This window comes from Candidatus Methanodesulfokora washburnensis (assembly GCF_003947435.1).
Taxonomy (GTDB): domain Archaea; phylum Korarchaeota; class Korarchaeia; order Korarchaeales; family Korarchaeaceae; genus Methanodesulfokora; species Methanodesulfokora washburnensis.
Map to the genome: position 1 here is coordinate 1 of NZ_RCOS01000153.1, position 6,666 is coordinate 6,666.

Consider the following 6,666-nt stretch of genomic DNA (forward strand, 5'->3'; position numbering starts at 1 on the left):
CCAGCAACTGCGGAGATTATTGAGGCAATCATGCCAACGAAGGCTGTTGATAGTGTTGCTCCTGATTCAACGTTGTTCGGATCTATTGCCTGAGGCATTATGGCCTGTGTGCCATATTCCACTTCAACTGAAACTATTTTGATCCCTGGCCCCTGTTCCCCTCCTCCAGTGCACTTGATTATGTTATCATTTGTGCTAACGTATATGTTGAAAACATGCTCGTAGTTGAGCTTTACCGTCTGATCGCCAGCAGTTATATCAGCACCCATGTTCATCGACATCTCGTCCCACTGGTTTATGAAGGGAATCTGGAGCACTATCACGTTGTTCTGAACCGCATCCCTCAGCTCTGAATACGGCATGACATAGGCAATGGCATCAGTCCCGTTCTTGAAATTCACCGTAACTGTCTTTTCCCAGATCGTTTTTCCGAGGAAATCCTTTCCGAAAATTCTGTATCCGTCCCAGTAGAGCCACAGCTTTGCTGTTACGGCACCAGGGGAAAATGCGGGCTTGGTTATATGCCATTCTATGTCCTTTATGCACTTTGTCTTGTCCATCGTCACGAAAAGCTGGGGATTCACATTTGGAATTGTCTGCTTTGTGCCATCAGTGTAGTGGATGACGGCGTAAACGCTCCATGTCGAGCCTCCCGTTACTGTTCCCATCAAGCCGGAGAACAGATGCTTCAGGAAAGGCCATGCTGTAAACACAGCTATGATTATCGCAACTCCCATCAGAAAGGCAAACCAGTTCTTTCTTCTTGAGAATAAGCCCATCAGGATAAGGATCACGCCAACCAAAGCCAGAATTATTTGAACCCAGTCCATCTAAATCACCTCCTTTAAGAAAACAAAAAAGAAAGGAAGGGGATGGTCATTTTCTCACCCTGTGGAGGGTCAAAGCTAATCTTGCCCTTTTTCCTATTGTGTCCTTCCTTTTTGCCAGCTTTTGCAGCAAAGACTTCTTTATCGTCCCCTTTTCCGTGAAGCCCTTTTTCCCGTATTTTCTCTTGACATAGCTTCTTAACGCTCCTGGCTTTGTGATAGCCTTCTGGATCCACCTGTTGTTTTTTCTGGTTTTTCTAGGCATTCTCTTTTCACCTTCTGAGTTTAGCTTTTCTTTTACTGTAGGCTCTTCTCCTTGCTCTTTTTCTCAAGTATCTCTTTCTTGCCCTCGTTCTTGCCGATCTCCTTTTCTTCATTTTTATCGCCTTTTCCTCCTTGTTACGTTTGCAACCATGCCTCTGCCTTCCCTTCTCCTGTAAATTGTGAGGTGGTGCAGTTTCCCTCCAAGCCTTATCGTTTTGGAAGCTACCTTCCCTCCTCCTGAGCTTCTTCTCCTTGCTCCTCTCCTCCTTCTTGCCATTTTATCGCCTCCTTCTCTTCTTCCTGAACACAGCAAGGTAGATTATCCCAAGAACGCAGAGAAGAATGCCTATGTAAGTCCAGTTGATTATGGTAACTCCCGATGCAACTGCAGACTGTGTGGGAACCATCATCAGGGTGCCGTAAGCGGTTCCCACCGAAACTATGGACAGAGTACCGGTTGTTGATCCTGCAGGAGCCAATTTTACGGAGAAGCGTGGAGATGCATCCACAGGCCCAGCAATGACATTTCCGTTTGAATCAACAACTCTTACCTGGAAATCCAGCTCCACTACGGTGCCATCGGAGTATTTCTGCCTCAACCAATCTTCAACATACCAGCAGTTCACCTGTGTGTAATGTCCATTTACATCTCCCTGAGGATCCTGCAGCAGATAGCACTTGTCGTAGAAGCCTGAGGACATAGGCAGAATCATAACGTATTTTGATGAGCCCTTATAGCCCATGTAATTTGTTGTGTATAACCCCCTCTGTCCAGGAACGTTTGCCCAGTTTTGCCAGTCCTGCATGCTCTGGAAGGTGAAGGAATCAAGCCACTGGGACTGGTAATTGAACACACCTGAGGGATCCGAGGAAGTTCTGGCCAAAACCCTGTACTGAACCTTAAACGGTTTGCTGTAGTCACCAGAGAGCTGTGTCTTGAGCTGGACGTAGACAAACTGCCTGTTCTGGTCGTTTACCAGTGCCTGCACTGGAGTTACAGGATCTATTTCCTTCACAGAGCCATCCGAGAAGCCAAAGAGCACTGTTGACTGTGTCCCAGCCTTATAGCTCCAGTGGCCATACAGAGGGTAAATAATGCCGAAAATAATGAGTAAAAGTGCTAGAAAGCCGAGAAAGGCATAGCCAGCATCGATCTGCAGTGATATGTGAGTCCTCCTGCCTGATGCTGCGGGCATTGTATCACCTGTTGGATCAGCTCCAGCCCTGAGAAGCTGCCTTGTTGTTCACTGTGAACGTGAAGGTAGGCCCAGCGAAGTCTCCTCTCTCCGCTCCAGCTAAATACACAATCTGCATCGACAGAGTCGTGTTACCCTGCAGGGTTCCTGAGAGCTCAACAGGCCATTTGTTATCTCCACTTAGCCCTTTGACCTCCATCTTAAGCACGTAGCTGTATCCTGCTGGGGCATTCAGCCTTACTGGGTCTGATCCATCCAGATCTGAAACCTTTGTTGCAGCTATTGACTGGCCATTGACCTTGAACTGTGCAGCAAATACAGAGGGATCGTAGTTCACGTATATGTAGAATGGAGCCACTTCTCCCGTTGTTGCTGATGGCTTAAGCCATACAGTGAAGCCTGATAGCTGGGAGGGATATGAAGAAGGCTTGTATGTGTATGCTGTAACTGCTGTTCCAACTTCGTTCACGAAGTTCACTGCTGTCATCACCTTAAGCTCTATTGCCGATACATCCGTAACAAGATAGTCGGAGTTTGGCTTGTAGTTGCAGTAAACGGTTATTGCCTTTGCTGTTGGCTCATAAGAGCCAGTGGCGTAAGATGCTGGCAGATATACAAGCTGGTATGTGCCTGCTGGAAGGTTATCGAACACAACATAGCCGTTTGAATCTGGCTGCCTCACGGGAACGTTTGTTATCTTGCCGTAGGCATCGTCATCTATCGCCTTGTATAGGTCATAGGACTGCGAGAACAAATACACTTTGCCCGATGTAACAGGAGCACCTGTGTTTGCGTCAATCAGCCTTATCTGTATCGGCCCTTTGAGGGAGCATGCCGTAGAAGGCCCAGTTATCACAGTTCCCTTTAATCCAAGCCATCCCACGAGAGTTGGGGCAAAAACAAGCACTGCTATTAATGCTATTACTATTCCGGCTATCACCTGTCCTGTTGTTGGTGTCCTTCTCTTCTTTGCAATTATTTTATACGTGACTACATAGAATACAATGAGGAAGAGGGCGAAGGTCACTATCCAAGCAGCTGTGCCGAATCCGCTAAATGCGTCCTGCGCTTCTTGTACAGAGGTAGGTATTGGCCCTATTGATTGCTGTGCAAAGACAGGCTTTACAAGAAGTCCCATCCCGACTAGGAGCAGGGCCACAAGGCCCAGATATCTTGTGTTCTTCGCCATACTTAGTCACCTGAGTTTCCCAAAATGGGAAACTCAGGCTAATGAAATATCCCTCCTGAAAATAAAAAGTTTGCCTCTTCCTTTTGGTCAGATAGCAAAAAATAAATTGCTGAAACGTAATCATTTCATTTGTATTGGTATCGTCCTTTCGGTCAGATGGTTAAAAATGAAATACGAGTGTGCTGAAATCGTTCTTTTTTCAAAAAATTAAACGAAAAAGATCTTAGTTATCAGCTTACGTAGATTTTTATCATCGAATTTCATTCTTGTGTTCATATCAGGATAGAGATATATCCTTCCCTGAAGCTTCAAAACTCCGATTACAAAGAAGGGCTCAGGATGATCTCTCTTGAATGCCCTTTTAACGTGGTTCGTTAAACTATCTGGAAAAAGGGAGCTTTTGACCTCTACATAGGCCACTTTGTCGTTCAGCCTGATTTCCAGATCATATGGGCCGACAAAAGGCCCGTAAACCCTGAATCCCGAATCTATTCTCCACAATGATGTTTCAAGAATACGTTTTACATTCACTTCCATTTCCAAACCGGATAAAATATTATAGGAATATAACCCTGAGAACCTCTTCTTCCTCTCCTCTTGGCTCAAGCTTCACGCCCTCTCTGTCACATCCAAAGCCTCAAAAATGCGAGCCGGATCAGATGAGAGAGAATAGGGGAAAAAAGAGAGAAAACAGAAAGAGAGAAAGACCGCAGGCGGAAAAGGGCACTTTCTCACTTCCCCATGTATTCGGCTTTTACTCTCCCAAGAACAGAGCTCCATGCCTTTCCATGGTGCTCCATGTGCTTTCTGAAGGCATTGCAATCAACGTCAAATCCAAGCTTTCCTGATGTGGGATCCTTCCAGAACCTGAATCCCATTATCTTGAGCTGAAGAACAGGTTTCCTGTTCCAGAAGATCTTCTGGAGCACATCTGAGGGGCAGAGGTTCTCTTTTGCCATGAGATCCCTCACTTTTTTCTTGATTTCTCCCCCATTTTCCTCTGGAAACATATCCTTAAACAGGTTAAACAGCATTTCGGAGAGATCGTCCCTCAAAAAGGTTCTTTTCTCCGCTCCATCCCCTTGAATGGCCTTATAAACAGCCATGACGAAAACTCCAAGGTGTTTTGGTATTTCTCTGTAAATCAACGTTTCGGGGGATGGAGGCCTCTCCTCAACTTTGCCCTTTATCTTATATCTTCCTGTTTCCCTCTCCTCCTCTATCTTTTTGCTCATCCACTTCTCATATTCAGCCCTAGCCTTTCTCAGTTCCTCATCCAGAGTCCTCCTTGGAATGAGTCTATGGTATAGAGCCCTTATCTCCCTTGCCTCTTCCTCATTCTCGGGCTCAGGGATCCTCCAGCTTCTTGGCGGAGGGCTTGTGAGCAATTCAGCGTCTCCATTTTTCGTCAGGAAAACCCATTTCCCAGGAACAATGTCAGTCATGGGAGTTATAACATGAATTATCCTGTCAGGAACGTTGAAATACTTCTCTACCTCCTTTCTCTGGGCCTCCTCCTTCAGGTTTATGGGATGGATAAACAGCACTTGAGTATTCTCCAGCAAAACTTTCGGAACCAGCCTGATGCTCTGGGCCTCAAAGGAAACTCTGCTTAGTGCTGTTTTTGTCTGCCTGAGGAACGTGATAAAGTCCTCTATCCTCTTCTCCAGATGCCACTGGGATCCTATGGCTCCGACTCTTGGGGCAACTTCTCTTAACTCTCTGAAATGCACAATTATCCTGCTTGTCTCTATTGTCTGCGTTAAGTGGGACATTAAGTTGTCAAGAACAACGGAAAGGGCAAATCTACCTAAATCCCTTGCTGAAGGGGCAAAATAGGCATTTGAAAGCACAGTAAACTCATTTCTCTCCATTATATCCAGAAAACGCTCAGGCTCTAAAACAGACCAGTCCGAAAGGAATCCTGATGTAAGCAGGGAAACAATCCTGGAAGAAGGTTTCTTCTTGTTCTGGGAAAGCAGATGCACTAAAATGTCAGCAAGCTTTGCCTCTGGGCCTCCAGCACTTAAATAAGCATCATAAAGCTCCCTAACTTCCCCTGGACTCAGAAATCCACCTAAAGACCTGAAGTGGCCGAAGGAAAGCATCTTCACGGATAAAGGAGCCAGCTGAAAGTGTGCTGGGATTGTCTCCATAGCTAAAGGAAAGCAGAACGTGTAATAAACAGTTTTCCATCCCCTTGGCTCCAGTCCTTCTGCTTTCAGCATTTCTACCTGAAATCCCTTGGCTGGGATGTGTAAAGTCTCGTCCTCCCCCTTTACGTCAATTATCAGGGGATGCCATCCCTTTTCTGCAAGCATCTCAAGCACAAACTGGGCTGTCCATGTCTTGGAAGCCCCTCTATGCCCTATAAACCCTATGCATGAGGTGGTTCTGGATAAAATCTCATCAACGTAACTCATTTTCCCACCAGCCCCAATATTTTCTTTCCGTCCTCGGTTAATATATATTTATCTCCATTCTTTTTTAATATGCCCTTCTCAACTAAAAAATCTAAATCCTTTTTGGCTTTTTTCCAGCTTATCTCCCTCTGATCCGCATACCCCCTCACTGTAATATCGTCTAAAACAGCAAGGGGATCCAGAATCTCCCTATCAATCATGCTCTTTAAGCTGTTTATATCTCTTCTGAGCCTTATCTCCCTGATAAACAGGAGGAAAATTGAGAAGGCAATGGAAATTACGTTGAGGGGAGAAGGCAACAGAACGGAGAGGAAAGCCAGAATAACTGCTATAACTATGGCTTGCTCCATTTGAACCCTTCAGCCCCCCAGAAAATCCCAGCTGCAAACCAGATCAGCAACAGAATCAGGAGAAGCTTAACCTTGCCTGTTGTGCTCCTTATCATCCATATAAACAGAAGAAAGACAGCGATATCGATAATCCAGCTTGCAATCCATGCCTGAACTCCTATCCTTACAAAGAGAGGGATAAATACAGCTTTTATCAGAGAATTCAGGCTTTTTATGAAGGCAACGGCATTCTTCAACGTTTCCTCAGCGAGCTGCTGGACTGTCTGATTCGTTGCTACTGTGGCATTAGGCATTTTCCCCTTCCTCCTTTCTGTGTTTCCTCACGAAATCAGCCAAGTTTATCTCTGTAACTTTCTCCGATGCTTCTTTAAGAACAGAAGGCCTCTCCTTAAGTATCTTAGAAAGAACACGCATCTG

9 protein-coding genes are annotated in these 6,666 nt (G+C 45.5%); all 9 read right to left on the minus strand.

The annotated features are described in order from the left end of the window. Positions 1-830: DUF2304 domain-containing protein (locus D6D85_RS13330; RefSeq protein WP_133308325.1), on the minus strand; the 830-nt coding region annotated here is incomplete at its 3' end. 46 nt (positions 831-876) lie between these two features. Continuing rightward, positions 877-1,092, minus strand: coding sequence for a hypothetical protein (locus D6D85_RS13335; RefSeq protein ID WP_125672529.1), 216 nt, complete (start codon positions 1,090-1,092; stop codon positions 877-879). 114 nt (positions 1,093-1,206) lie between these two features. Continuing rightward, positions 1,207-1,368: a hypothetical protein gene (locus D6D85_RS16505; RefSeq protein WP_161969885.1), complete on the minus strand. Its 162-nt coding sequence runs from the start codon at positions 1,366-1,368 to the stop codon at positions 1,207-1,209. Between the two features lies 1 nt (position 1,369). Beyond that, the gene (locus D6D85_RS13340) at positions 1,370-2,287 is read right to left on the minus strand and encodes a hypothetical protein (RefSeq protein WP_125672530.1); all 918 of its coding nucleotides are present in this window, start codon (positions 2,285-2,287) and stop codon (positions 1,370-1,372) included. Positions 2,288-2,303: 16 nt separating this feature from the next. After that, positions 2,304-3,476 (minus strand): prealbumin-like fold domain-containing protein, encoded by a 1,173-nt coding sequence (locus D6D85_RS13345; RefSeq protein WP_125672531.1) that lies wholly within the window; start codon positions 3,474-3,476, stop codon positions 2,304-2,306. 207 nt (positions 3,477-3,683) lie between these two features. After that, the gene (locus D6D85_RS13350; protein WP_125672532.1) at positions 3,684-4,082 is read right to left on the minus strand and encodes a hypothetical protein; all 399 of its coding nucleotides are present in this window, start codon (positions 4,080-4,082) and stop codon (positions 3,684-3,686) included. Positions 4,083-4,207: 125 nt separating this feature from the next. After that, a complete protein-coding gene (locus D6D85_RS13355) occupies positions 4,208-5,899 on the minus strand; it encodes a hypothetical protein (RefSeq protein WP_125672533.1) in 1,692 nt (563 codons plus the stop codon). After that, complete coding sequence (locus tag D6D85_RS13360; RefSeq protein WP_125672534.1) at positions 5,896-6,249, minus strand: winged helix-turn-helix domain-containing protein; 354 nt, start codon at positions 6,247-6,249, stop codon at positions 5,896-5,898. The genes D6D85_RS13355 and D6D85_RS13360 overlap by 4 nt, the downstream gene beginning before the upstream one ends. Further along, the gene (locus D6D85_RS13365; RefSeq protein ID WP_125672535.1) at positions 6,234-6,542 is read right to left on the minus strand and encodes a hypothetical protein; all 309 of its coding nucleotides are present in this window, start codon (positions 6,540-6,542) and stop codon (positions 6,234-6,236) included. Before D6D85_RS13365 ends, D6D85_RS13360 begins: the two co-directional genes overlap by 16 nt. Between the last annotated feature and the right edge of the window lie 124 nt (positions 6,543-6,666).